The sequence below is a fragment of the Methylophaga sp. genome (assembly GCF_030651745.1).
Genome location: NZ_JAUSCC010000061.1, coordinates 33635 through 55333 on the forward strand (window position 1 = coordinate 33635; position 21699 = coordinate 55333).

17 protein-coding genes are annotated in these 21699 nt (G+C 45.8%); 14 read left to right on the top strand and 3 right to left on the bottom strand.

The window, feature by feature from the left end:
* Positions 1 to 4 precede the first annotated feature (4 nt).
* From Q7V21_RS07250 to Q7V21_RS07305, 12 genes are all read left to right on the top strand, one after another.
* Positions 5 to 2653: a nitrate reductase gene (locus Q7V21_RS07250; protein ID WP_304916641.1), complete on the top strand. Its 2649-nt coding sequence runs from the start codon at positions 5 to 7 to the stop codon at positions 2651 to 2653.
* Positions 2654 to 2838: 185 nt separating this feature from the next.
* Positions 2839 to 4101, top strand: a complete 1263-nt coding sequence (locus Q7V21_RS07255; protein ID WP_304916642.1) for a hypothetical protein — start codon at positions 2839 to 2841, stop codon at positions 4099 to 4101.
* 204 nt (positions 4102 to 4305) lie between these two features.
* A complete protein-coding gene (locus tag Q7V21_RS07260; protein ID WP_304916643.1) occupies positions 4306 to 4497 on the top strand; it encodes a hypothetical protein in 192 nt (63 codons plus the stop codon).
* A 30-nt stretch (positions 4498 to 4527) separates the two neighbouring features.
* Positions 4528 to 5394, top strand: coding sequence for a nitrate- and nitrite sensing domain-containing protein (locus Q7V21_RS07265; protein ID WP_304916644.1), 867 nt, complete (start codon positions 4528 to 4530; stop codon positions 5392 to 5394).
* Positions 5378 to 5995 (top strand): ANTAR domain-containing response regulator, encoded by a 618-nt coding sequence (locus Q7V21_RS07270; RefSeq protein WP_304916645.1) that lies wholly within the window; start codon positions 5378 to 5380, stop codon positions 5993 to 5995. Before Q7V21_RS07265 ends, Q7V21_RS07270 begins: the two co-directional genes overlap by 17 nt.
* A 265-nt stretch (positions 5996 to 6260) precedes the next feature.
* Positions 6261 to 7652: a CmpA/NrtA family ABC transporter substrate-binding protein gene (locus Q7V21_RS07275; RefSeq protein ID WP_304916646.1), complete on the top strand. Its 1392-nt coding sequence runs from the start codon at positions 6261 to 6263 to the stop codon at positions 7650 to 7652.
* Positions 7653 to 7689: 37 nt separating this feature from the next.
* A complete protein-coding gene (locus tag Q7V21_RS07280) occupies positions 7690 to 8712 on the top strand; it encodes an ABC transporter permease (RefSeq protein WP_304916647.1) in 1023 nt (340 codons plus the stop codon).
* 11 nt (positions 8713 to 8723) lie between these two features.
* On the top strand, positions 8724 to 9515 hold the full coding sequence (locus tag Q7V21_RS07285; protein WP_304916648.1) for an ABC transporter ATP-binding protein: 792 nt from the start codon (positions 8724 to 8726) through the stop codon (positions 9513 to 9515).
* 173 nt (positions 9516 to 9688) lie between these two features.
* Complete coding sequence (locus tag Q7V21_RS07290) at positions 9689 to 10921, top strand: EAL domain-containing protein (protein WP_304916649.1); 1233 nt, start codon at positions 9689 to 9691, stop codon at positions 10919 to 10921.
* Between the two features lie 52 nt (positions 10922 to 10973).
* Entirely contained in the window at positions 10974 to 12473 is a 1500-nt protein-coding gene (locus tag Q7V21_RS07295; RefSeq protein ID WP_304916650.1) for a diguanylate cyclase domain-containing protein, read from the top strand.
* Positions 12474 to 12638: 165 nt separating this feature from the next.
* The gene (locus Q7V21_RS07300; protein WP_304916651.1) at positions 12639 to 14105 is read left to right on the top strand and encodes a NarK family nitrate/nitrite MFS transporter; all 1467 of its coding nucleotides are present in this window, start codon (positions 12639 to 12641) and stop codon (positions 14103 to 14105) included.
* Between the two features lie 15 nt (positions 14106 to 14120).
* Complete coding sequence (locus Q7V21_RS07305) at positions 14121 to 15833, top strand: bifunctional protein-serine/threonine kinase/phosphatase (RefSeq protein WP_304916652.1); 1713 nt, start codon at positions 14121 to 14123, stop codon at positions 15831 to 15833.
* Positions 15834 to 16212: 379 nt separating this feature from the next.
* On the opposite strand, the gene Q7V21_RS07310 is transcribed toward Q7V21_RS07305, so the two are convergent.
* The 3 genes from Q7V21_RS07310 to Q7V21_RS07320 are packed head-to-tail and all read right to left on the bottom strand — an operon-like array spanning position 16213 to position 19790.
* Positions 16213 to 18147 carry a PQQ-dependent sugar dehydrogenase gene (locus Q7V21_RS07310; RefSeq protein ID WP_304916653.1) on the bottom strand — a complete coding sequence of 645 codons (1935 nt, stop codon included), beginning with the start codon at positions 18145 to 18147 and terminating at the stop codon, positions 16213 to 16215.
* Positions 18148 to 18173: 26 nt separating this feature from the next.
* A complete protein-coding gene (locus Q7V21_RS07315) occupies positions 18174 to 19172 on the bottom strand; it encodes a zinc-dependent alcohol dehydrogenase family protein (RefSeq protein WP_304916654.1) in 999 nt (332 codons plus the stop codon).
* 30 nt (positions 19173 to 19202) lie between these two features.
* Positions 19203 to 19790: a TetR/AcrR family transcriptional regulator gene (locus Q7V21_RS07320; protein ID WP_304916655.1), complete on the bottom strand. Its 588-nt coding sequence runs from the start codon at positions 19788 to 19790 to the stop codon at positions 19203 to 19205.
* A 201-nt stretch (positions 19791 to 19991) separates the two neighbouring features.
* Here Q7V21_RS07320 and Q7V21_RS07325 point away from each other — a divergent pair, with 201 nt between their 5' ends.
* Both Q7V21_RS07325 and Q7V21_RS07330 read left to right on the top strand, forming a co-directional pair.
* A complete protein-coding gene (locus Q7V21_RS07325) occupies positions 19992 to 20990 on the top strand; it encodes a catalase family peroxidase (RefSeq protein WP_304916656.1) in 999 nt (332 codons plus the stop codon).
* A gap of 69 nt (positions 20991 to 21059) precedes the next feature.
* Entirely contained in the window at positions 21060 to 21662 is a 603-nt protein-coding gene (locus Q7V21_RS07330) for a cysteine hydrolase family protein (protein WP_304916657.1), read from the top strand.
* Positions 21663 to 21699 lie beyond the last annotated feature (37 nt).

A 21699-nucleotide genomic window follows, 5' to 3' on the forward strand; every position in this document is an offset into this window, starting at 1 on the left:
ACTGTTGGCACAACATGCAACACAAACAACTTGTCCCTATTGCGGCGTTGGCTGCGGCGTTTTAGCTGAGCCGTTGGCTGACGGGTCGGTCGCCATAAAAGGTGATCCGGCACATCCTGCGAATTTCGGGCGTTTGTGTTCTAAAGGTTCAGCATTAGGTGAAACTGTCGGTTTGGACAATCGTCTGTTGTATCCACTGGTAAACGGTAAGCGGGTTGACTGGGATAGTGCACTGGATCATGTCAGCGATAGATTGAAAAACATCATTGCTGAGCATGGACCCGATGCGGTGGCATTTTATGTATCGGGGCAAATCCTGACCGAAGATTACTACATGGCCAATAAGCTGATGAAAGGCTTTATTGGTAGTGGCAATATCGAGACCAATTCACGTTTGTGCATGTCCTCGGCGGTTGCCGCCCATAAACGTGCATTTGGCAGTGATACCGTGCCTTGCAGTTACGAAGATCTTGAACAAACGGATCTGCTGGTAATCATCGGTTCAAATACTGCCTGGTGTCATCCGGTGCTGTTTCAGCGTATTACTCAAGCTAAGCAAAATCGCCCTAATATGAAAGTGGTGGTAATAGATCCACGTAAAACAGCGACTTGTGATATTGCCGATTTGCATCTGCCATTGCGTCCCGGTGCTGATGCGTTTCTGTTTAATGGATTGTTGAATTATCTGAAACAGCATGACTGTGTGGACTGGCATTATCTTGAACAGCATGTCGAAGGTTTTGCTTCTACACTCGATTCGGCTGCCAAAACAGCAGCCAATATTCCGCAAGTGGCACGTCAAACAGAATTGTCCGAAGAAGATGTGGCAAAGTTCTATCAACTGTTTGCCTCAACCGAAAAAACCATCACGCTGTTCTCGCAAGGAGTCAATCAATCCACCAGTGGTACCGACAAATGTAATGCCATTATTAACTGTCATCTGGCGACAGGTCGTATCGGCAAGGTGGGCATGGGGCCGTTTTCCATCACTGGACAACCCAATGCAATGGGGGGACGTGAAGTCGGTGGCTTGAGTAATCAGCTGGCGGCACATATGGAAATCGACAAGCCGGAACATCATGAACGCCTTTCACGTTTCTGGAACACCGATAGGCTCACCAAAACCGCTGGTCATAAAACCATTGATATGTTTCAGGCGATCGAGCGAGGTGATATCAAGGCGGTCTGGATTGTGGCAACCAACCCGGTGGTCAGCATACCGGATGCCGATCAGATCAAAAGAGCATTAAAACAATGCGAACTGGTTATTGTCTCCGAGATTGAGAAACAAACCGACTGTACCGAATATGCCGATGTGTTATTGCCGGCTTTGGGGTGGGGTGAAAAAGATGGCACCGTCACCAATTCAGAACGTCGTATCAGTCATCAGCGAGCTTTTTTACCTGCTCCCGGAGAAGCCAAAGCCGATTGGTGGATGCTTAAAGAAGTCGGTAAACGAATGGGCTTTGCTGAGCAATTTCAGTTTGAAACAGCAGTGGAAGTGTTTCGCGAACATGCGACCTTATCAGCCTTTGAAAATCAGGGGCAGCGGGATTTTGATATCAGCGCGTTGGCCAATATTACCGAACAGGAATATGCGGCGTTGCAGCCAATTCAATGGCCGGTGACCGATAATGCCCCGCAAGGCACTGCCCGGATGTTTACCGACAATCATTTTTATACACCGTCTGGTAAAGCCAGAATGATTGCAGTGGAGCCACATTATCCGCAAAACGAAGTGGATGATGACTATCCGTTAGTGCTTAATACCGGTCGTATTCGTGACCAATGGCACACCATGACCCGTACCGGTCGGGCACCCAGATTAAATGCCCATATCAGCGAACCAATGATTGATATGCATCCGGTGGATGCCGGCCATTGGCAGATCCAGAACAAGGCACTGGCACAAGTCGAAAGCAAATGGGGACGACTGACCGGACGGGTCAACTTAACCCAGGATCAACGGCCCGGCAGTATCTTTGTACCCATTCACTGGAATGGTCAATTTGCTTCACAGGCACGTGTCGATACTCTGGTTGCACCAATTACCGATCCGATTTCCGGTCAACCCGAATCCAAGCACACGCCGGTAAACGTTCGACCTTTTTTACCGCGCTGGCACGGTTTTATTTTATCGCGTCAACCACTGAGCCTTACTGAAACGGCCTATTGGGTCAAGGTTAAAGGCCAACAGTTTTGGCGTTATGAACTGGCCGGTGAAAACTGGGTGGAACAGCCGCTTGAGTGGGTCCAGAATCTTACTGAACAACAAGGTGAATGGCTGGAATTCAGTGATCAGCGAGCAGGTCGCTATCGCGCGGCAAATATTCTCGATAACCAGCTACAAACCGTTATGTTTCTGGCTGCCGATCATCACTTACCTGAACGTGGCTGGCTGTCTCAATTATTTATGGAACAAACGCTGGACGCAGCCGCCAGGCAAAGTTTGTTGGCAGGTCGTCCAGGCCCTGGACAGCAAGACAAAGGCAAATTGGTTTGTGCCTGTTTTGCGGTGGGGGAGACGACCATTAAAGAAGCAATCCGTAAAGGTGAAGCCAAATCAGTTGATGAAATTGGCCGTTGTTTAAAAGCCGGAACCAACTGTGGCTCCTGCATTCCCGAATTAAAACAACTGTTAGCAAACTCCTGACAGTTGTTCTGGCAGGAAGTATTTCTGCCCAACCAAATTGACGAGTGCTGTGCATTTACGATGATGCATTTCCCTCCGAACCGCCCAGCGCGTATGCAGCCACAACGTCGTGGCAAATCAATCTCTATTTTTTGATATTTCGGTCGCCGAAACGTATTTCTGCGACCCGTAAATAAGGAAGGATCATGTCAAAATTTTATACATATTCTGCAACGACGTTGATGGTGAGCTTGATTGGCACATTACCAATCACGGCAACCGCTGCTGAAAAAGACAGCTTTATGGAAGCTCTTACCGGCGGTAAAGTCAGTTTTTCTGCCCGTGCCCGATACGAATCCGTTAAACAGGATAATGACCTGAAAGATGCCGATGCATTCACAGTCCGTTCAACTCTAGGCTATGAAACTGGGCGTTTAAACGGCTTTGGTGCTTTTGTTGAATTTGAGAATGTTACCGATTTAGGTGGTGATAATTACAACAGTACTACCAATGGTAAAACCGAGTATTCGGTGGTGGCTGATCCGGATGGTACCGAAGTCAATCAGGCGTATTTGAGTTATCAGGGCTTTGACACCGTGGCGAAATTCGGTCGTCAGCAAATTACCTATCGTGATGCACCATTTCATCGTTATATCGGTAATGTCTTATGGCGGCAGAATCATCAAACCTTTGATGCATTTTCCTTGCAGAACACCTCATTGCCAGATACGCAGTTGAGTTACGCTTATGTCAATAAAATCAACACCATTTTTGGTGATGATCGTGATTCCGATCTTATCTCGACCGGTGTTATCAAAAATGGTGTGATTGATGTGAAAGCCCACTTAATTAACGCTCAGTACAGTGGCTTACCGTTTGGCAAACTGGAAGGTTATGGCTATCTGCTTGAATATGAAGATGCTGACGTTATTTCTTCTAAAACCTTTGGTCTGCGACTCAGTGGTGCACCAGCCATTAATGATGCCTGGAACCTGGTGTACACCGCCGAATATGCGCGTCAAAGCGACTACAAGGGTGGAACCATGGATGCCCAGAATTACTATTTAGCAGAACTGGGAACCAAACATAAAGGCTGGATGGCTAAACTGTCTTATGAAGTATTGGAAGGTGATGGTACTGACAGCTTTAAAACACCACTCGGTACCAATCATGCTTTCCAGGGGTGGGCAGACCAATTTCTCAATACACCTGCTCAGGGCATAAAAGATATTTATCTGACCGTGGTGGGCAATGTGTTTTGGGATGCCAAACTGATTGTTTCCTATCATGATTTTAAAACGGATAAGGACAGTCTTGATGCCGGTAATGAATTGGATATCTCTCTGGAAAAAACCTTTAACCAGCATTACACAGTGGGCCTGAAATACGCTGATTATAAAGCTGACAGTGAATTCCCATCTTTGGTTGATACCGAGAAGTTCTGGGTCTATGGACAGGTTAAGTTCTGATATCTACTAGGACCAGCTGAGTTTTCATAGCCACCAACTGTGCTGGCTATGCATGACTAACAGTCCTTATGTTTAATCAAGCCAGCCCCGATGAGGGCTGGCTTTTTTGTAGGTTATTTTGGATCTTCGCACCAAAAACAAGCGGTAGTCCGATTCTTACAGCCCATTTTAATGCATGATTTGACAAGATGAAATTTTAACTAATTGAAAAATAAAGATTTAATCTCTGGCATGGCTTATGCAATACCCTTGACGTTGCCATACAACGAAGGAGGCCACAACATGGGATATCTGATTGATTTTTTCTATTTAATGAAAGAGTTTTTCAAGCTGCTTTTCTTGGTGTTGATCTCTCCCTTGGGCTTACTGGCTGGTTATCTTTTCAGCTGGGAATAACGGTAAAAAAACCTAATTGAGAGCCAGGCTATGATAGTCAACCCCACCATTGCAGGTGCATTTACGGTAGCGGCATGTTTCGCCGCTACCAAACAATGGACGGTGAATTCACGTGATAAACGGCGTATCAAACATGCCATTTCAGAACTGGTTCGTCTCAAGCAATTAATTGACCTCAGCCAGCAACATCGTGGTACCAGCAGTGCCGTTTGTGCTGGTAACGCATCTCTCATCGGTAAACTAACTTTCCTGCAACAGGAAATCGACCGATTTATCCTCGCCAGTGAAAACACCGATATGCAAACACTCCCGCAATGGTTGTCGTTTGTAGATCACTGGCCTCGCCTGAAAAAACAGGTACAGGATCGCAAACTCACTTCTCATCAGGTTATTCGTCAACACAATGCCATGATTGAAGGTCAATTATCGTTGTTTGATGATCTCAGCCGTTTATACAATCTGCATCATTTTATGCTGGATAACATCACTCGCTTATCCGAACTCTGCCTGGACACACTTCGTGCTGCTGAAACCCTGGGGCAAATGCGTGCTGTGGGATCAACCCTATGCGCTCGTGGTAATGGTGGTGGTGCTGAAACCATGATGCTGTCATTTCAACGTTTAACCGCTAACGGCCGGATCGCTGAGTTGCTCAGGGAAATTAGCGGTATTCGCAATAAATATTTGATTGCGATTTTGGCTGGACAGAATGACCAAATTGAACGTGATACCGATTTATTGTTACAGACCATTGATCAACAAGTGCTGATTGAGGGTGGCATCACTTTATCAGCGGATGATTATTTTAAAACGGCCACCCGTGCCATTGATACGGTACTTAACGTATTTTCTCTTATCATTAACTATGCTGCGGATAATCATGCGAAACTCAACTGACATCATGACACAAAGTTTTAATTCCACATTGGTGTGCGACCGTTCTGATGTTGCACAGCAATTAGTCGAACAATTGAGCGGCACCATGTTTGAGGTGACCAATCAGTCGGCTTCTCTTCCTAAACTTGCTATGAAGCAACTCGAATTTACCGGAATGTTCATTCTGGCAGTGCGAAACTGCGATAGTGACATGATGGCACTTATCGATATGTTACTCAGGCAACAACCGATGCCGGTGGTGATTTTTACCGATGCCTATGACGCACAGGTCGAAAAACAAGCGATTCAGCTTGGGGTCAGTGCATACGTGGTCGACGGTTTGCAACCACACCGTGTGTTGCCGTTACTGAGTACGGCACGCAATCGCTTTTTGCAACAACAAACGATGCGTGAACAGGTTCAATCACTGGAAACCAAACTGGCCGAACGCAAGATTATCGATCGTGCCAAGGGTGTGTTGATGCAACAACGTCAATGCAGTGAGGACGAAGCTTATCGCCTGTTACGCACCACGGCAATGAACCAGAATATGCGTTTAGCAATGTTGGCAAAACAGGTGCTTGCTACTGCCAACTTGTTAGAAACACATTCTCATCCTTGATCAAAATCAAGCGGTCGGTTGCTGCACCAACAAAGTGCCGGCCGCTTGAATCAGCCCCAAAGCGACGCAAGTTGAGAAGACTTTTTGTTTGTGCGATATTTTAAGTGACTGAAAATCATATAGTTTTAAATAGGTATGTAATTGGCATGTTAACTGCAGATTGGTCTCCAAACCAATCCAACGCAGGATTGAAAACCGTTCAGGAAATAATTTCCCCGGTACCGGGCAACGCCGCCGTTTTCCGTCCTAACTGTTGGAGTTAACCATGTCTTTACCCAAAGTAAATTCAAATCCTTTGCGTCGTTGGCTGTCTGCCATCGGCTTACTCTCTGTTATCAGCTTTTCAACATCTTTAGTCGCTGCTCCCGGCGAACTGGAGAAAGAAGACCTTCGCCTTGGTTTTATTAAGCTTACCGATATGGCGCCACTGGCAATTGCCAAGGAAAAAGGTTTTTTTGAAGATGAAGGTTTGTACGTCACACTGGAAGCTCAGGCCAACTGGAAAGTACTGCTGGATGGTGTAATAAACGGTGCACTGGATGGCGCGCATATGTTGGCCGGTCAACCGCTTGGTGCCACCATTGGATATGGTACCCAGGCCGATATCATTACTGCTTTCAGTATGGATCTGAATGGTAATGCCATCACGGTTTCCAATCGGGTATGGGAGCAAATGAAACCGCATATTCCGACGCGTGAAGATGGAACACCACAACATCCGATCAGTGCTGAATCACTTAAACCGGTCATTGACTCGTTTAAGCAGCAAGGCAAATCATTCAATATGGGTATGGTATTCCCGGTGTCTACCCATAACTACGAATTACGTTATTGGCTGGCCGCTGGTGGTATTCATCCTGGCTATTACGCGCCACACAAAGGTGATAGTAGTGGTCAGCTACAAGCAGAAGCCATGCTTTCCGTCACACCGCCACCTCAAATGCCCTCTACGATGGAAGCTGGAACAATTGATGGTTATTGCGTTGGCGAACCATGGAATCAGCAAGCCGTATTTATGGGCATTGGTGTGCCAGTTATTGCCAACTATGACATCTGGAAAAACAATCCGGAAAAAGTCTTCGGTGTCAGTCAGCAATGGGCGGATAAACATCCCAACACCCATATTGCTTTAGTTAAAGCCTTGATTCGTGCAGCACATTGGCTGGATGCTGAGAACAATGCCAACCGCCCTGAAGCCGTGAAAATCCTCTCACAAAGTTATTATGTTGGTGCGGATTACGATGTGATTGCCAACAGTATGACCGGCACCTTTGAATATGAAAAAGGTGATAAACGTGAAACCCCGGATTTCAACGTGTTTTTCCGTCACCACGCAACCTATCCTTTTTACAGTGATGCTATCTGGTATCTGACACAGATGCGTCGTTGGGGACAAATATCCGAAGCCAAGCCTGATAGCTGGTACACCGATATGGCCAAGAAGGTTTATCGTCCAGACATTTATCAAATGGCAGCAATGGAGTTGATTGAAGAGGGCAAATTAAGCGCAGCGGATTTTCCTGATTTTTCAACTGAAACAGGATTTAAACCACCACAAAATGAGTTTATCGACGGCATTGAATATGACGGTACAGCACCAAATGCTTACCTGGAAAAATTTGCTATTGGCCTGAAAGGCGAGGAGCAGGTGGATTAACCACCTGCTTTTCATTAACGGACGAAGATGAATTCATATGAAAGATAAAGTTATCTACTTTCTTGAGCTGACAGGACTGAACTGGTTTGTACCACTGGCGAAAATCGCCAGTGGGGAGCCAGCAGGATTCCAGTTTCAACAACTCACCAAAATGATTGGTTTACCGCTGCTGGCAATGCTGGCCTTTTTGATGTTCTGGCACATAGGCGCTGCGAAGGTCGATACTAGCCTTGGCCAATTACCAGGGCCGGTTCAGGTGTGGGAACAGGTCAAAGTTCTGAATGCTGAGCATCAGGCAGAACGTCAAAGGGCCAGCGACTTTTATCAACGTCAGGCAGAACGCAATGCTGAAACGCTGGCAAAAAATCCGGATGCTGAAATTCGGGTGCGCGACTATACCGGCAGGGCCACATTTGTCGATCAAATCTGGACCAGTCTGTTTACCGTGTTTGTCGGTTTTCTATTAGCCAGTCTGATAGCGATCCCCATTGGTATTGTCAGCGGTCTGAGTCAAAATCTGTATAACGCAATCAACCCGTTGATTCAGATTTTTAAACCGGTTTCTCCATTAGCCTGGTTACCGATTGTGACAATGGTGGTCAGTGCGGTGTATGTCTCGGCTGATCCGATGTTTTCCAAATCATTTATTACATCAGCCATCACCGTGATGTTGTGTTCATTGTGGCCGACCTTGATTAATACAGCGGTCGGGGTGTCATCCATCGACCGGGATTTGCTTAACGTCGGCAAGGTATTACGGCTGAGCTATTTCACCACGGTGTGGAAAATTGTGATTCCTTCATCGATTCCAATGATTTTTACCGGTTTGAGAATTTCCCTTGGTATTGGCTGGATGGTGTTGATAGCAGCTGAAATGCTGGCACAGAATCCGGGACTCGGAAAGTTTGTCTGGGATGAGTTCCAAAATGGCAGTTCCAATTCTCTGAGTCGCATCATGGTGGCAGTATTGGCAATCGGTCTGATTGGCTTTGTATTGGATCGCATCATGCTCACGCTGCAGAAATTTTTCTCATATGACAAAACCGCAAATATTCGGTAGGAGAATACGAAATGGAAAGTTATTTAAATATCGATCATGTCAGCATTGATTTCCCTACTGCCAATGGCCCGTTCCGCGCGTTGGACAAGGTGAATATACAAATCAACAAAGGTGAATTTGTCAGTATTATTGGCCATTCGGGTTGTGGCAAATCCACAGTGATGAATATTGTTGGCGGTCTGTATCAGGCAACTGAGGGCGGCGTTATTTTGCAGGGTAAAGAAGTCAATGAACCAGGTCCGGATCGGGCCATCGTGTTCCAGAATCATGCCTTGTTTCCGTGGCTTACTTGTTATCAAAATGTCGAATTGGCGGTGAAATCAGTGTTTGGTAAAACCCGGAATCGTCAGCAAATTCGTGACTGGACCTTGCACAACCTTGAGTTGGTGCATATGACCCATGCCAAGGACAAACTGCCGGCCGAGATTTCCGGTGGTATGAAACAACGAATCGGCATTGCACGGGCTTTGGCAATGGAGCCAAAAGTATTGTTAATGGATGAGCCATTTGGTGCATTGGATGCCTTAACTCGTGCGCATTTGCAGGATTCATTGATGGAAATTCAGGCAGATCTGAACAACACCGTTATTATGATTACCCATGATGTGGATGAGGCAGTTTTACTTTCCGATAAAATTGTCATGATGACCAACGGACCGGCCGCTACAATCGGTGAAGTTCTGCAGGTGGATCTGCCACGACCAAGACAACGTCTGGCACTGGCGGACAATCCCGATTACAACCACTATCGCTCGGAAGTAATTAAATTTTTGCATCAAAGGCATGCCAGGAAAGTTGCCTGATGCGTTAACAAGATACGTTAATAACGCGTAGGCATGGATGCAAATGTGAATTAAACCTGCCCGATAGGGCAGGTTTAATATTTAACAAAACTTCTCGGTGATTGGGCCGATAACAATAGAAGTAATATATGTTGAACACAGTTGTATCCAATTTTGAAATTAAAGGCAGGCCTATGCAGCAGATGCAAAAAGCTGAACACACCAGTCTCTATGTGACGGCTGATTATCATGATTTAACGTTAAGCAGCCATTTTCAGCCCATTTTCAGCATTTCGCATCGTCGTCCGGTCGGTTATGAAGGTTTGATCCGCGCCGTTGATCCGCAAAAACATCCGCATTCACCTGTAGAGTTACTGGCTATTCCACAGACCGGTGTGGAAAACCTGTCTTTAGATCGTCTTTGCCGCCGTCTGCATATGCATAATTTTGCCCGGCAGCCGAACGGGGAAGCCTGGTTATTTTTAAATCTGAATTCACAATGTCTGGTCTCTGAGCGACCCGATGCCGGTTTTATGAATAACCTGTTTGAGCAGACTGGTATTCCACCGCAAAGAGTTGTGATAGAAATTCTGGAAAGTGAGATTGATGACAGGCAATACCTTCGCAGTTTGATTCGGCACTTTCGGGATTTAGGTTGCCTGATTGCCATTGATGATTTTGGAGCGGGTCATTCGAATTTTGATCGTATTTGGGAGCTGGAACCGGATATCGTCAAAATCGATCGCAGTATGATTCATGGTGCCGGGACTTCAAGTCGTGTGGAACGAATTTTGACCGGTGTGGTGTCGTTGATTCATGAAGCGGGCAGTCTGGTCATCATTGAAGGGGTTGAAACTGAGCGTGAAGCTTTAGTTGCTATCGCCGCAAACGCCGATATGGTTCAGGGGTTCTATTTCGCCAAACCGCAACCGCGTATTACCCACAATCTGAAATTTGCTGAAATGATTGACCATCTGCTGAAAATTCAACAGCGACAGCGCTTTAAAAACAGTCACCAGATGAATCAGGATTTCAAAAAAATCGAATCCCTGTTTCGTCAGGCAGTCAGTGAGTTCTCCATTACCAATGCGTTTGATACCAGCACCAATATTCTGTTTATAGAAAAACGTGCTGTGCGCTGCTATCTGCTGGACGAAGTCGGATTTCAGATGGCGCGCAATGTTTATTCCCCACATTATCAACAAAAAATGGACGCCCGTTTTACCCCCTTGTTGTCTGGAGATAATGCCAATTGGTCCCATAAACATTATCACTTTCGGGCAATTGAACACCCAGGTGAAATGCAGGTCAGTCGGCCGTATCTATCCGTTGCAGACTCGAGAATGTGCATTACGGTTTCTCAGACAGTAGTAGTGCATAACAAGCTGTATGTGTTTTGTTGTGATCTGGACTGGCAGGACGATTAATACTTTAAAGTACTAACACCATAAAATGAGCAATGCTACGTCAGGGGGGAGCATGTTCGAGGTTATTAAAAAGTACCGGCATTTTCTATTGCCGCTCAGTTTGGTTGTGATATTTGATATCACCTTACTGGCAATGAACTATGGTATTTCTGCTCAATTGGAAGCCTCGTCCATTAATATCAATATTTCCGGTCGGCAACGCATGCTGTCCCAGAAAATGACGAAATCGCTATTGCTGATGCATTATCAGCAAGAACAAGGTTTAGATACCCAAGCGGCCTATCATGAAGTGATGGATGCCATGGCACTGTTTGATCAAACCCTGAAAGCGATGAGTTTTGGCGGAGAAACGCTTAGTGCTGATGGCCATTTGATCGAGGTTGGGCAGCTTAAAGAGACGGTTATTCAGAAAACGCTGATGCAATCACTGGCCTTGTGGGAACCTCTCTATCGCTCGATCCAACAGATGCAGCTTAGCGATTCCACATTGGACAAACTGGTTGATGCCATGGTGGCAGATAACCTGCAACTGCTTGCTTTAATGAATAAATTGACCAATCAACTTGAAGCATCAGCCAAACGTCAGACCTATCTGTTACGTGGATTGCAGACCATAATCGTGATTCTGATCCTGTTGTCGTTTGCCATGGCGATTAACCGTTTGATTCGGCGTGAGCAATATTTCAGCAAGTTAATGGAGAAAAGCTCGGATATTGTTATTGGTATTAATTCCGCCACCAGTCGTATTACCTTTATCAGTGCCTCGGTCAAATTATTGCTGCAAAACGATGAAATGTATTATCTGGGGCAGCCCTATCATCGATTATTCAGTCAGGAGTCCGCCTCGCGCATTTCACATTTATTGTTGCTGGCCAAGCGGTTTCGTCCTCTGCCTTATAGCCGGTGTGAAGTACAGCTGGTCAGAGCGGATAACGAGTTAATTGATGCCGAAATGCTGCTGCAGCTGAATCGAAGTGAAGATGGTCGCACTATTGAACTCAGCGCTGATATTCGTGATATCACCGAACGTAAACAGCTGGAACTGGCGCTGACCGATATGGCCCATAAAGACAGCCTGACCGGTCTTGCCAATCGGGCACAGTTCAGTCTATTGGCGCATCAGGCTATTTTGCAGGCACAACGGAAAGGCAGTTCACTGGCGATGATGTTTATTGACTTGGATGACTTTAAATCAGTGAATGATTTATACGGGCATCATATCGGTGATGCGTTGCTGATTGAGGTGGCGCAGCGTATCAGTCAACGGCTGCGAGCGTGTGATACTGTCTTTCGGATTGGTGGGGATGAGTTTGTGGTGCTGCTCAGTGACGTATCACAAAACCAACATATACAGGCAGTGGGAGAGAAAATCATTGCCACGCTGTCCGAACCGATGATGATTGAAGACTGCCCGTGTCAGGTGGGTGCCAGTATTGGTATTGCCCGCTATCCTGAGGATGGTGAAGACATAGATGCTTTATTGAAAGCGGCTGATGAAGCGATGTATCGGGTGAAACAATCCGGTAAAAATGCCGTGGCATTTGTCACCTGAACATTGCACAGCCATGGTGCGCTAAGCGCCAGTTTGATTTAAATAAGTGCATTAGATACTTGTTTAAAGTGTTCAATATAAGTTAAATCAATAGCTTATAAGTTGGCACGCTTCCCGCTTAAGAGGTTGACCAATGTTGGTCAAACGTTCTGAAGCGAGAACTCCATGTCTGCATCTACTCTAAAGTTTTTATCCTTCAGCGGTAACAGCCGCATCTTACATCTCAGCTGGATGGCTTTTTTTATCAGTTTTGTGGTCTGGTTTAACCATGCACCGCTATTAGTTTCCATTAAAGAAACCCTTGGTCTCACTGATCAGCAAATCAAAACCTTATTGATCCTCAATGTCGCGTTGACTATTCCAGCTCGTATTGTTGTTGGGATGCTGGTCGATAAATACGGTCCCAAAATCATGTATTCATTGCTGCTGGGCATTTCCAGCATGCTGTGTTTCTTTTTTGCGTTGGCCGATACCTTCGAGCAAATGGCCTTAGCTCGGTTTTTACTGGGTTTTGTCGGTGCCGGTTTTGTTATCGGTATCCGGATGATTTCGGAATGGTTTCCCGCTAAACAAGTTGGTCTTGCTGAAGGCATCTATGGTGGCTGGGGTAATTTCGGTTCTGCAGCAGCAGCGATGAGTCTGCCGACTATTGCGTTGATGTTTGGTGGTGATGAAGGCTGGCGCTATGCGGTGGCTTTGACCGGTTTTATCGCATTGATTTATGCGTTTATCTATTACAACAGCGTTTCTGATACCCCTAAAGGGTCGACTTATTTCAAACCGAAAAAATCCGGTGCGATGGAAGTGACCAGTAAAGGTGACTTTTTGTTGTTAATCTTGATGACCATTCCAATGTATGGCGCTTTGGGATTGCTGGCATGGAAACTGTCTCCCAATGGCGTTGCCTTACTCTCCGAATCGATCACAGTGATGATTTATGCTGGTTTGGTGGTATTGTTTTTGTACCAGCTTTATCACATTTATCAGGTTAACAAATCCATATTCCACACCCCGGTTCCGGAAATTCATCGCTATAAATTCAAGCAGGTGGCAGTGTTAAATATGGCCTATCTGGCGACGTTTGGTTCTGAGTTGGCGGTAGTATCAATGTTGCCATTGTTTTTCAGTGAAACCTTTAATATCACTGTAGTACAGGCTGGTTTACTGGCCTCTGGTTTTGCTTTTATGAATCTGGTGTCACGGCCAACCGGTGGTTACTTCAGTGATAAATTGGGCCGCAAACTGACGTTAACAATATGTCTGGCAGGCCTGGCAGTCGGCTATTTTGTGATGGGGCTGATAACCCCGGAATGGTTTATTGTATTAGCTGTATTGGCCACCATGTGCTGTTCTTTCTTCGTACAAGCCGGTGAGGGTGCGGTATTTGCGGTTGTGCCTTTAGTACAACGTCGTTTGACCGGACAAATTGCCGGTATGGCGGGAGCGTATGGTAATGTTGGTGCATTGTTATTTTTAACTGTTCTGTCAGTGGTTTCTGCCCAATTATTTTTCTGGGTGATTGCCGCAACTGCGGTAGTAACTTTGATTATCGTGCAATTTATGGATGAGCCACGCGGCCAGATGGCAGAAGTGTTGCCTGATGGCACCGTGCAAATGATCGACGTGCATTGATAACGGGATAAGATCATGCTGAAAGTCCGTTGCGGACAATATTCTCAGGCTGGCATCAAAGCTGAAAATCAGGATGCCATCGGTTTTTATGCCCCTGAGAATAGCTTGCTGCTGGAGAGTAAAGGTGCCATCTGCGCCATTGCCGATGGTATCAGCAGCAGCGAACAGGCACGTGAAGCCAGTCATGCTGCCATCACTGGCTTTATTGCCGATTATTTCAGTACCCCTGATACCTGGTCTGTTAAACAATCAGGTGGCAAAGTCTTAACCGCGATTAATGTCTGGCTATGCGGGCAGAGCCATCAATTTCGGGAAATGTCGCGCGGCTTTGCCACCACCTTTTCGGCGGTGATTATCAAATCGATTACGGCTCATTTATTTCATGTCGGCGATGCCCGGATCTATTTGTTTCGCAACAATACGTTAGAGCAACTCACTCAAGACCACCGTATCAAACTTGATGAAGGTAAGGAGTATTTGGGCCGGGCACTTGGTGTCGATTACGCACTGGAAATCGATTACAAAAACCTCAGTGTTGAGCAGGGTGACGTTTTTATATTAATGACCGATGGGGTTTATGAATTTGTCACCGATAACATCATTAAAAAACTGGTTAGTGAAAATAGAGACCCTGAACAGTGTGCCAAAGCACTGTGCACTTTAGCGTTGCAAAACGGCAGTGGCGATAATGTCAGTTGCCAACTGTTTTGTATCGACCAGTTAGCGGAGCCAAAACCGGATGAAGTCTATGCAAAGTTAACGGCTTTACCGTTCCCTCCGGAATTATATGAAGGTGTGATTCTCGATGGATACCGGGTATTGCGCGAATTGCATGCCAGCTCCACCAGCCAGCTATATCTGGCCATTGATACTGATAGCGGTCAAAAAGTTGTATTAAAAACACCATCAGTGAATTTTGAAGATGATCCGGCGTATCTGGAACGCTTCCAATTGGAAGAGTGGATAGGCAGGCGAATTGATAATGCCCATGTAGTGAGGATTGTCGAACAGCAGCGTCCACGACGCTTTTTGTATTATGTAATGGAATATGTCGCGGGCAAAACCCTGCAACAGAAACTGGATGATGAAGGACCATTGAGTCTGGGTGAAGTCCGGCAGATAGTGCCGCAGCTTATCTCCGGACTGCGGGCATTTCATCGGTTGGATATGCTGCACCAGGATCTCAAGCCCGGCAATATCATGCTTAGTGATGAAGGCGTGGTAAAAATTATTGATTTTGGCTCCACCCGCATCGCCGGTATTGCTGATGTAGTTTCACCGATAAAACGTAAGACGTTACTGGGCACCAGAGAATATACAGCACCGGAATATCTGCTGGGTGAACAGGCGGGTGTGCAGGCCGATCAGTTCGCCTTGGGATCGATTATTTATAATCTGCTCAGTGGCCACTTGCCGTACGGCAAACAATTTGAGAAAGCCACCAATCGACAGGACTTGAGTCGGTTGAACTATCAATCGTTAATACAACTGCAAGCCGATATCCCGATCTGGGTTGATAAGGCTATTCAGAAATCGGTTCAGCTAAATCCACAACGTCGTTATGAGGTCTTATCCGAGCTGCAAACTGATCTGGCAAAACCCAACCCGGCATTTTTACAGGATGAATATGTCCCGTTGATTGAGCGCCACCCATTACGATTCTGGCAAATGTTTGCTATTTTGAGCGTGGTGTTGAATCTTATTTTGCTCTATCAACTGCTGGGTTAATGCCATCAGATTTTTATTTTTTGATGGTGATTAAAAAACTTTGGAATGAGCTTTATGCGTTGCAGGCTTCGCATCAGTTTGCCAAATGGGAATAACCATTGAAAGGCCATCTGGATCAGCAGCGCCATCGCTAAAAAACCATGAAAGCTCAGTTTTAGAAATTGGTTAACAGGACGTTTCTTTCTCATATCGAACCCCACGATAAACAAGCATATTGTTAAACGTTAATACGCAGTCTTTAACAGCGTGGAGGCAAATTTAGCAGCAAAATCTTAATTCAAGCTGAAGGATTTTTTCCTGTTTCACAAAACTAGGATGGCGTTGTTTGAAATACAAAAAAGCCGGGACGAATCCCGGCTTTTGAGAGTTTGGATAAGACTTATTTAATCGGCAGGAAATACAGTTTTCCGGCTTTCATATCGGGCATCAGAATATGTTTACCATCTGCAGATAAGGCAATATCGGCAGCGGATTCATATTCGTCGGTGATAAGTTGCGGGGTGGCTTTAGGTTCATTCAATTGCCATACCTTACCGTTAGCCCAGTCACTGATATACAAGAAACCATCAGTATCTCGAACCAGACCATCAGCGCCGCCAAAGCCGCTGTTTACTTTAGTGGCTTTGCCTTTGGCGATATCCAGCTGGAATAAATCACCGGTACCAAAATCAGCCACCAGCATTTTGTTGTAACCATCCATCAACAGACCATTGGGGCGTTTAATGCCTGATTTGGCATTGATGATTTCGCTGACTTTGCCATCGGCAGTGATTAGATAGATACCAGCATGTTTACCGTCATCGTCACCACTGTCAGATACATAGATATTGCCGTGACCATCGATTTCAACATCATTGAGAAACACGGGTTTACCGGGGAAACCATCAGCTTTGACCATCACTTCGCTTTGGCCATCAAGGCTGATTTTAACTAACTGATCGACATCGGCAACATACAATGTGTTGTTAAACATATCGATGCCTTTTGGATCATTAAGGCCATCGACCAGTGTTTCAGTGCTGCCATCGGTGTTTACCACAGTCACTTTGCCATCGCCTTGTTTACCAAATTCGCCGATTTCTGTGACAAACACTCTGCCATCCGGATGGGCAATTGCTGATTCTGGCATCACCAGCCCTTCGACTGTTTTGGTGGAATGCGTCGCTGTTTTGGTTGTAGCAGCTTCTTCACCATAACTGACACGGTAAATCACACCATTAAAATCATCCGAGACCAGAACTGAGCCATCTGGTAACTGCAATACATCAGTTGGACGACCCCAGGCTTCACCATCAACAAGCCAACCGTCAATAAAGGTTTCCTGGCCGCTGACCTGATGATTGTCATCAAATGTGACTCGAACCAGTTGGTAGCCAACAGGCTCCGTGCGGTTCCATGATCCATGTTGGGCAATAATCACATCGCCTTTAAAGTCTTCCGGGAACATGTTGCCGGTGTAAAACTTCATACCAAGTCCGGCGGTGTGTGCCTGGAATTCTGCCACCGGGAAGGTGACATCTTTAGGTGGTGTTTTGTCTTTCCAGTCGTCATGTTGGGTATCGCCACCAACGTAATAAGGAAAGCCGAAATGCAAACCTTTTTCCGGCGCTGCATTAAGCTCTTCAGGTGGAATATCATCACCCAGCATATCGCCACCGTTATCAGTGAAATACAGCACACCGGTTTCCGGCTGGAAGTCCATGCCGACCGAGTTACGAATGCCTTCGGCATAAATTTCGGCATCAGTACCATCCGGATTCATTCTGATAATGGTGGCCTCAATGCCTTCTACGTCACAGATATTACATGGTGCACCGACGGTGACATAAAGTTTGCCATCCGGTCCGAAATCAATATAACGCCAGCCGTGATGGGCTTTGTCGGGCAGATCTTCATAAATCACTTCGCGCATTTCTTTAAAAGGCAGTGTCAGATCAAATCCGGGGGCAGCATAGCGGGCGATGCGGTTTTGCTCGGCCACATATAAATTACCCTGATACATGGCGACGCCGTTACCGACTTTAAGATCATCGAGAATGGTGACCACTTCATCCGCTTTACGGTCTTTATTGCGATCTACCACTGCATAGACTTTAGAACCACGGGTACCGACAAATACCGTGCCGGTGGATTGTCCGAGTGCCATTTGGCGTGCGCCCGGCACTTCGGCATACACTTCTACTTTAAAGCCCTCCGGTACATTGAGTTTATGCAGATTTTGTTCAACATCGGCAGCACCGGCAAAGCTGGCACCGCTGATTAAACCTAATGAAGCAAGCGTTAAAGTGCTAAGAGTTTTGAGGGTAAACTTCATGTCAGAATTCTCCATTGGGTAAACGATTAGGCGTTTTTCGTGGTAACAACGATTTTGCCGATTTGTTGATTGGATTCCATGTACTGATGGGCAGCGACTATGTCATCCAGAGTAAAGGTTTTAGCGATAACCGGTTTCAGCTGACCTGCAGCGATACCTTGTTCGATAAATTCAATTCCGTGCTGTAGTCGTTTGGCATCCTGAGTTATTTCAAACAGTGTGTAGCCACGAACTGTCAGGCCTTTGCTTAAAGCGGCCAGTAGCGGGAAAGGTGTCATTTCAGTATCCAGTACACCATAGATAAACAATTGAGCAAAGCGGCCGCAGGCATCTGCCAATTCAGTTAACGCCGGACCGGCGACCGGGTCAAACACCATATCTGCACCTTTGCCGTCGGTTATAAGCTGAACCTGTTTGGCTATTTTGTCGGTTTCACTGACAATGACATGCTTTGCACCATGTTGTTCTAATGATGCTTTTTTAGCGGCAGTTCGTGTAATAGCGACAGGAATGGCGCCAACCAGATTGGCGATCTGAATAGCAGCAAGCCCGACACTGCTTGAGGCAGCAGGAATCAACAAGGTCTGTCCGGCTGATAGATGACCGATATCAATTAATGCACCCCAGGCGGTGAGATATTGCATCCAGATAGCGGCTGCTTCTACATCTGAAAGGTTAGCTGGCTGTTTAACGATGGCATGAACCGGCAGAACGGCTTGTTCAGCATAAGTGCCATATTGATTCATCGAAAAAGCCGGGATCGCATTGACCTTGTCACCGATGTTGAACTGACTGACATTGCTGCCCAGTTGTTCAATGACGCCTGAGGCCTCATAACCCAAACGGGCAGGAAGCTCGGGTGTTTCGAGATATTGACCACTGCGAAACATGACTTCGGCGCGATTGAGGCCAATGGTGTTCACCTTGATAAGCACTTCATCTGCTTTTGGGGCGGACAGATCCATATCATCCAATTGAATAACTTCTGGTCCACCTGTTTGATGGAAACGAGCGACTTTGCTCATAAAGTACCTCCGGGAATATGATAATAAGATTTAGCGGGCAATTAATACGCGGTCAAAAAGGGTATCAATAAAAGCCTGAAGGGGAGTGATGCTGGAATGCATTTTGGCGCGTAATATCGCACCTTGCCATCCCGACAATAAGAATTCGGACAGTTGTTCGGTGTTCGATGTTTCAGGTAATTCACCGCAATCGATTGCGGCTGGAAGACATTGCCCGAACTGTTGTTTCCAGCCCTCAAAGACCTGATCCAGCCTGACTCGGAAAGTTTCATTCTGGCTGGAGAGTTCTTGTCCCAGTGTACCGATTAAACAACCTCGTTTACATTTATTGTCACGGATAGTGGCAAGTCCATTGTCCAGATAGTCACGGATCCGCTGCAGCGGACTGACATTTTCATTAGTCAGGAAATGTGTGATTTTATCGGCATAGGCAATGGCGAATTCGTCAATGATGGCAAGGCCAAAATCTTCTTTGCTGGCGAAATAATAATAGAAAGACCCCTTGGGTACGTCGGCGGTTTTTAATACGGTATTTAATCCCGTAGGATTAAAGCCATGGCTGCCAATCACCTCAGTGCCCACTTGAATCAATAATTGTCTGGTTTCATTTCGTGTCATATTAGACCGGTCGTCTAGTTGTGTTGTCTAATATTAGACCAGTCGTCTAGTAAACTCAAGCTATGCCAACTCAGGATAAATTAATTTTGTGCGATGGTGTTTACCTCAGCATGAACTTAGTTTCATTAAAAAGCTCATAAAGGTTTACCATAAATTTTCATGCCCAAAGCTGGCAGCGAGTTCAGAAAAAGGAAATCGATAATGGTCACTAAAGCACTAAACTATCTGCCACTGGCATTGTTGTTAGGTTTCAGCATAAATCCGGTTTTAGCTGAAGAAAGAGAAAAATCGACGGTCGAAAAGATTGTTGATGTGCAACACGATTTATTCAAAGGACCAAGAGAGGGATTGCGTTCTAATCATACAAAAGGGGTGGTGCTAACTGGCGAGTTTCATCCTGCTGATTCGGCACGGCAAATTACTTCTGCTGCTCATTTGCAACAGCAGTCCTCTCCGATAGTAGTACGTTTTTCCAATGCAACAGGGTTTCCCGACATAGCGGACAACGATCCCAGAGGATTGGCTAAAGGAATGGCTATGCGTATTGATCTGGGCGACGAGGAATATACCGATATGGTGTTGAGCTCGGTACCGCGTTTTCCTGTGGCAACTCCAGAAGGGTTTTTAGAAATGCTCACAGCAGTAAGAGATTCTGCCACTTCCGAAGCTGAAACCAAACCAATTCAACAATTTTTAGCTGATAATCCTAAAGCCAAACACTTTGTCGAATATCCCAAACCCTTTCCAGCCAGTTTTGCCAATCTGTCTTACCACGGAATTAATGCATTTAAATTTACCAACGCTGATGGTGAGTCGGTTTATGGTCGCTATATTGTGACACCTTTAGATGGTGTGAAAACATTGGAAAAAGCTGATGCTGAAGCACAAAACGAAAATTATCTGATGAATGAAATTCGCGAAAGGTTACCCCAGAAACCAGCTGAATTTCGCTTATCTTTACAAGTTGCCGCACCAGATGATGAGGTAAATGACGCGACTGTTATTTGGCCTGAAGATCGTCAAATTGTCGAATTAGGAACGATTGTTCTTTATGCGGCGAAAGCGGATGCCGCAGCTTATGAAAAAGCTACTATGTTTAATCCATTGGCTTTGCCTGAAGGAATTGAGCCGTCTGCGGATCCGATTTTATTGGCCAGACCTGGAGCTTATGCGGTAAGTTTTCAACATCGTATGGATTAGGTGAGTTCAATACCACTTCCATTAAAAAAATACATTTATATAGCGTAAACATATTCAATGAGGATTGTTATGGCACAAGCATCAAATACATTGCGAGATATAGTCGGTTTAGGCCATCAACCTGCAAATTTAAGTGATTCGGCTTTGATTTTGATTGATTGTCAGAATACCTACCGTCGAGGTGTTATGCAGCTCAGTGGTGTGGAAGAGGCGATTATTGAAGCAAAAGCATTACTCAAACGGGCAAGGGCTGCCAATATTCCTATCTTTCATATTCAGCACGATGGTGGCCCCGGTTCGCCGTATGATTTAACGGCTGATATCGGACAGATCTCCAGTGAAGTTGCACCGCAGGATGGCGAATTTGTAATCACTAAAAACTTTCCTAATTCTTTTATCCAAACTGAACTGGATGAACGGCTGAGATCGTTGAATATTGAGCAAATCGTGTTAGCAGGATTTATGACCCATATGTGTGTCAACTCCACTGCGCATGGTGGATTTAATTTGGGATATAAACCGACAGTGGTGGCGAGTGCGACAGCGACACGACCACTGGAAGCGAGCAAGGGCAAACTGGTAACGGCACAACAGGTTCAGGATGCGGCAATTGCCTCTACCCGTGATTTATATGCTGTAGTGGTGGATAGGGTGGCAGATTTACCTGATTAACTGCTAAAGAAAAAAGCCCGGGGGAAATTTCGCTCCA

What these genes read in the sequence shown, in the direction of transcription:
- Q7V21_RS07255 (WP_304916642.1), top strand. Translation starts at nt 2,839, where the DNA reads ATGTCAAAATTTTATACATATTCTGCAACGACGTTGATGGTGAGCTTG.
- Q7V21_RS07265 (WP_304916644.1), top strand. Translation starts at nt 4,528, where the DNA reads ATGATAGTCAACCCCACCATTGCAGGTGCATTTACGGTAGCGGCATGT.
- Q7V21_RS07270 (WP_304916645.1), top strand. Translation starts at nt 5,378, where the DNA reads ATGCGAAACTCAACTGACATCATGACACAAAGTTTTAATTCCACATTG.
- Q7V21_RS07275 (WP_304916646.1), top strand. Translation starts at nt 6,261, where the DNA reads ATGTCTTTACCCAAAGTAAATTCAAATCCTTTGCGTCGTTGGCTGTCT.
- Q7V21_RS07280 (WP_304916647.1), top strand. Translation starts at nt 7,690, where the DNA reads ATGAAAGATAAAGTTATCTACTTTCTTGAGCTGACAGGACTGAACTGG.
- Q7V21_RS07285 (WP_304916648.1), top strand. Translation starts at nt 8,724, where the DNA reads ATGGAAAGTTATTTAAATATCGATCATGTCAGCATTGATTTCCCTACT.
- Q7V21_RS07290 (WP_304916649.1), top strand. Translation starts at nt 9,689, where the DNA reads ATGCAGCAGATGCAAAAAGCTGAACACACCAGTCTCTATGTGACGGCT.
- Q7V21_RS07295 (WP_304916650.1), top strand. Translation starts at nt 10,974, where the DNA reads ATGTTCGAGGTTATTAAAAAGTACCGGCATTTTCTATTGCCGCTCAGT.
- Q7V21_RS07300 (WP_304916651.1), top strand. Translation starts at nt 12,639, where the DNA reads ATGTCTGCATCTACTCTAAAGTTTTTATCCTTCAGCGGTAACAGCCGC.
- Q7V21_RS07305 (WP_304916652.1), top strand. Translation starts at nt 14,121, where the DNA reads ATGCTGAAAGTCCGTTGCGGACAATATTCTCAGGCTGGCATCAAAGCT.
- Q7V21_RS07310 (WP_304916653.1), bottom strand. Translation starts at nt 18,147, where the DNA reads ATGAAGTTTACCCTCAAAACTCTTAGCACTTTAACGCTTGCTTCATTA.
- Q7V21_RS07315 (WP_304916654.1), bottom strand. Translation starts at nt 19,172, where the DNA reads ATGAGCAAAGTCGCTCGTTTCCATCAAACAGGTGGACCAGAAGTTATT.
- Q7V21_RS07320 (WP_304916655.1), bottom strand. Translation starts at nt 19,790, where the DNA reads ATGACACGAAATGAAACCAGACAATTATTGATTCAAGTGGGCACTGAG.
- Q7V21_RS07325 (WP_304916656.1), top strand. Translation starts at nt 19,992, where the DNA reads ATGGTCACTAAAGCACTAAACTATCTGCCACTGGCATTGTTGTTAGGT.
- Q7V21_RS07330 (WP_304916657.1), top strand. Translation starts at nt 21,060, where the DNA reads ATGGCACAAGCATCAAATACATTGCGAGATATAGTCGGTTTAGGCCAT.